Source organism: Mycobacterium sp. KBS0706 (genome assembly GCF_005938675.2).
In the GTDB taxonomy this organism is placed as follows: Bacteria; Pseudomonadota; Alphaproteobacteria; order DSM-16000; family Inquilinaceae; genus Inquilinus.
Map to the genome: position 1 here is coordinate 1 of NZ_VCCH02000222.1, position 3,333 is coordinate 3,333.

Sequence of the window (3,333 nt, forward strand, 5' to 3'; positions counted from 1 at the left end):
ACCTTAACGAGGCGCGCAATCATAGGCCGCCCGCCGGCGGACTGGCCGAGGGAAGAACGGATGGCGAGTCCCACCCAGCAGGTGCTTTTCGTGAGTATCTGGTCATCGCCGCTGGATCTCAGGGATCAATTCCGCCTACGCCGAACAATTCGCTTCGTTCGTCGTTCGCAGAGAGGATGCTGCGGTCCACGAGGAGCTCATTCTCCACCGGCGTTCGGCCAATCGTCACTTCGTCACCCGAGCCGGCCTGATCTGATCGAACGCAGCAGGCGCACCCGCGTCGCATGGTACCTTCATCGGGCTTGTCACCTTCGGACAATTCTCACCGATTCCCGCCCTCGGGGCGGCCCGGTCTGCACCCGTAGGAAATTGAAATCTCATATGGCGGCCATCGGCTGAATTCCGCTATCGGACGGTAGAATCCGCCAATGTGACAAGCCCCATCAGTCGGTTCTGCCGCGCCTTCAACGGTCCCGACAGCTGGCAATCCAGCCCTTGGCGCCGCGGAGGTCTCCATTCCAGTTAAATTGCGTCAGGCATAATCCTCATCATGAAGCCCTCGAACAGCGGCACGGTGAAAGCCGTGTCGCCGTGGGAAGGACTGAAAATCATCCCCTTGGCGATCAGCGAGTTTCGGATCGGGGCAACGGCGGTCACCTTGCGTCCTAGTGCCTCCGCAATGTCACCGGAGCGGTGGGGCCCCGCGCCGAGCTCAGCCATTGCGCGCATGTAGAGCTTCTCAACGGGTGTCAGGCGATCGAACCGGACCCGGAAGAAACTCGCATCCAATTCAGCTAGGGCGGCGACCGTGGCGCGGGTCGAATCCTCCCTCGCAATGGGCGATTGGTCCGCGACGTTCCAGCTGTGCTTGCCCCATTCCTGCAGGAAGTACGGATAGCCCCGCGTCTGGGCTAGGATCTCGGCAACGGCGCCAGCTTCGTATTTGACCCCCTCCTTGTCCGCCGGAACCGTGAGGGCTGCGCGCGCGGCTTCATCGTTCAGGCGGTCGACCGGTGCAAACTCGAACAGTCGCTCGGCATAGGATTTGGCTCGGCCGGACTGACCGACGAGCTGGGGCAAGCCTGCAGCGACCATGGTGATCGGCAATTGCTCCTGGTTGGCGCTGTGCAGCGCCGTGATCAATGAGGCAAGCTGCTCTTCTGGGACGTATTGCAGTTCGTCGATGAACAGCACGACCGCCGTCTGACGCTCGGCTGCGGCCGACCCGACTGCCGCGAGCAGATCCGTCAGGTCATTGTCCAGATCCCCGCTGTCGGCCAGCCCCTCCTGGGGCTCGACGTCCAATCCGAACTCGATGTCCTGGTATTTGAATTTCAGCCCTTTAGCGAAGCCCGAGAGCGCTCGGAGCGCTTTCAGGACGCCTGCCTTCGCCGCTTCGCCGCGGTTTAGTCGAAGCAGCGCGGATCTCAGCGCCGGTGCGAGCAGCGCCGGCAATGACCGGTCCTCGGGCGCTTCGATCTTAACGCTCGTAATGCCGCGCGCCTCAGCGTCGATCCGAATGCGGTTGAGCAAAACGGTCTTTCCAACCCCGCGCAGGCCGTAGAGAATGAAGCTACGCGCTGAACGACCCGCGCGAATGCGATCCAGGGCAATGGCGGCTCTTTCGATCAGGTCATCGCGACCAGCCAACTCCGGCGGCGGAGTTCCAGCACCGGGGGAATATGGGTTCAGGCGAGGATCCATATTGAGGGATCTTATCCAGGTTTATCGTCGCGGGCTAAGATGGGTTAACTTCGCTATAAATCAACCGGGGAATCGCCACTTGGTCACCGGGAAAACCTCGCTCATGTCGGCCAGGGTCGCGTCAGCAGTTCCCGTGTGAATCGGCATCAGGTCGTCGTGACCCCTCAGTATCGTACGATATCAAGCACATGCCGTGCCGATCGGCGCCGAGGCCCAGTGCCTATTTACATCGGTGGAACCCGGTCACTGCGGCTGACGTCGTCTTCTCCGTGCCGGACGTGTAGTCTAGAGCTTTCGTGGCCCGAATGTCAGCTTCGCGTATTCGTCGCGGAGCTTGGCCGCCGCGGTTTCGCATATCTCGACGGCCGCCATTGATGCCGCGTGCATGTTGGTGTTGCGATGCCGAGCGTAGTGATCAGCGTCGGCGCGGGCTTCCGCCGCATCGCGGTCTCGGTGCGCCGCTAGTCCGGGGAGCACGCTACGTCTACGACCGTTTTCGAGTGAGGGATTCCTCATGATGAGCCTCCTGGCCAGGGATCATGATCCCTTTCAGCGGCCCGCGCCATCCAGGACATCCAGGACGCTCACTGCCTCGGCCGGAAGCCCGACAACGCGGCCGCGACGTCGTTTCGGTCGTACGGTTTCGAGAGAAACACGCCTCTCTCTGGCAAGTCGGCAGCGCTGAGCTTGTGAACCCCTGATGTCACAATGATCTCAATCGGCGGCCATCGGTTCCGCACTGCTGCGGCTAGCTTGAGACCGTCCATTGAGCCCGGCATGTTGATGTCCGTGAAAATCACCCGGATGTCGTTGCGGCTTTCGAGGATGCCGATTGCTTCATCAGCGTTTTCCGCTTCAACAACGTCATAGCCCGCATCCCTTGCTATGTCAGCGGCGTCCATCCGTAAGAAGGGCTCGTCTTCAACGACGAGGCACACTGGATTGGCAGACGCTTGCCGCGCGGCCATAGCCTCTCGTCCTCACGTCCAAAGGATTGCATCGGATTCGCAGATACACCCGGGCAATGCAGGATGGGCATCTTCAGTTCCCGCCAGCCCCAGCCGAATCGAGCGGCCTTCTCAGCTTTTCAGCGCGTTACATGCCATCGCTTGACGCCGCTCGTCGGTTCACGCTGTTGGTATCGACGACACTGGCTGAGAAGGAGCCTCGCTTGAGACCACGTGTCCGAGCCGCTGCGCTCGTCGCAACTGGTTACGCACAGACGAGGCTGACCACCGTTCGCCGCCCCGCGGAGGCTTCACCCGCATTGCGTCGAGCTGGGCTCCGATGGCTCTGAGCGACAGCGTCGGATTGGCCTGGGCGATACCCGATATCAGGATGGCCGCATGGTCGGCTCTCGTGCGCCTCGGCGCGCGGTCGAGCAGCGCCTGGTCGGCCAGTCCGTCACGGACGAAGCGCTTCACGGCTCGCACCAAGCGGTCGGCGGTCCAGGTACCAGATCGGCCGCGCCCGTTCAGGATGCGAACCACCGTCGACCAGGAATGATCCGGCCGAAGCTGTCGGACGACAGGCAGCCATCCGGGAGCGGACAGATTGAGCTCGCCGAAATACGCCGCATCGCGAATGACAGCGGCCCGGCGGATCGCCTTCGGGTCCCGAGCCCGGAGA

2 protein-coding genes and 1 pseudogene are annotated in these 3,333 nt (G+C 62.2%); all 3 read right to left on the reverse strand.

Features of this window, described 5'->3' with window-relative positions; all coding sequences use genetic code 11:
• Positions 1–522 precede the first annotated feature (522 nt).
• Positions 523–1,704 (reverse strand): ATP-binding protein, encoded by a 1,182-nt coding sequence (locus FFK22_RS41235; protein WP_138893618.1) that lies wholly within the window; start codon positions 1,702–1,704, stop codon positions 523–525.
• Between the two features lie 584 nt (positions 1,705–2,288).
• The gene (locus tag FFK22_RS41240; RefSeq protein WP_138893619.1) at positions 2,289–2,672 is read right to left on the reverse strand and encodes a response regulator; all 384 of its coding nucleotides are present in this window, start codon (positions 2,670–2,672) and stop codon (positions 2,289–2,291) included.
• A 159-nt stretch (positions 2,673–2,831) separates the two neighbouring features.
• Positions 2,832–3,333 (reverse strand): annotated as a pseudogene (locus tag FFK22_RS44205) (hypothetical protein); the annotation flags it as partial.

Coding starts and splice junctions, on each gene's coding strand:
- FFK22_RS41235 (WP_138893618.1), bottom strand. CDS start 1,704: ATGGATCCTCGCCTGAACCCATATTCCCCCGGTGCTGGAACTCCGCCG.
- FFK22_RS41240 (WP_138893619.1), bottom strand. CDS start 2,672: ATGGCCGCGCGGCAAGCGTCTGCCAATCCAGTGTGCCTCGTCGTTGAA.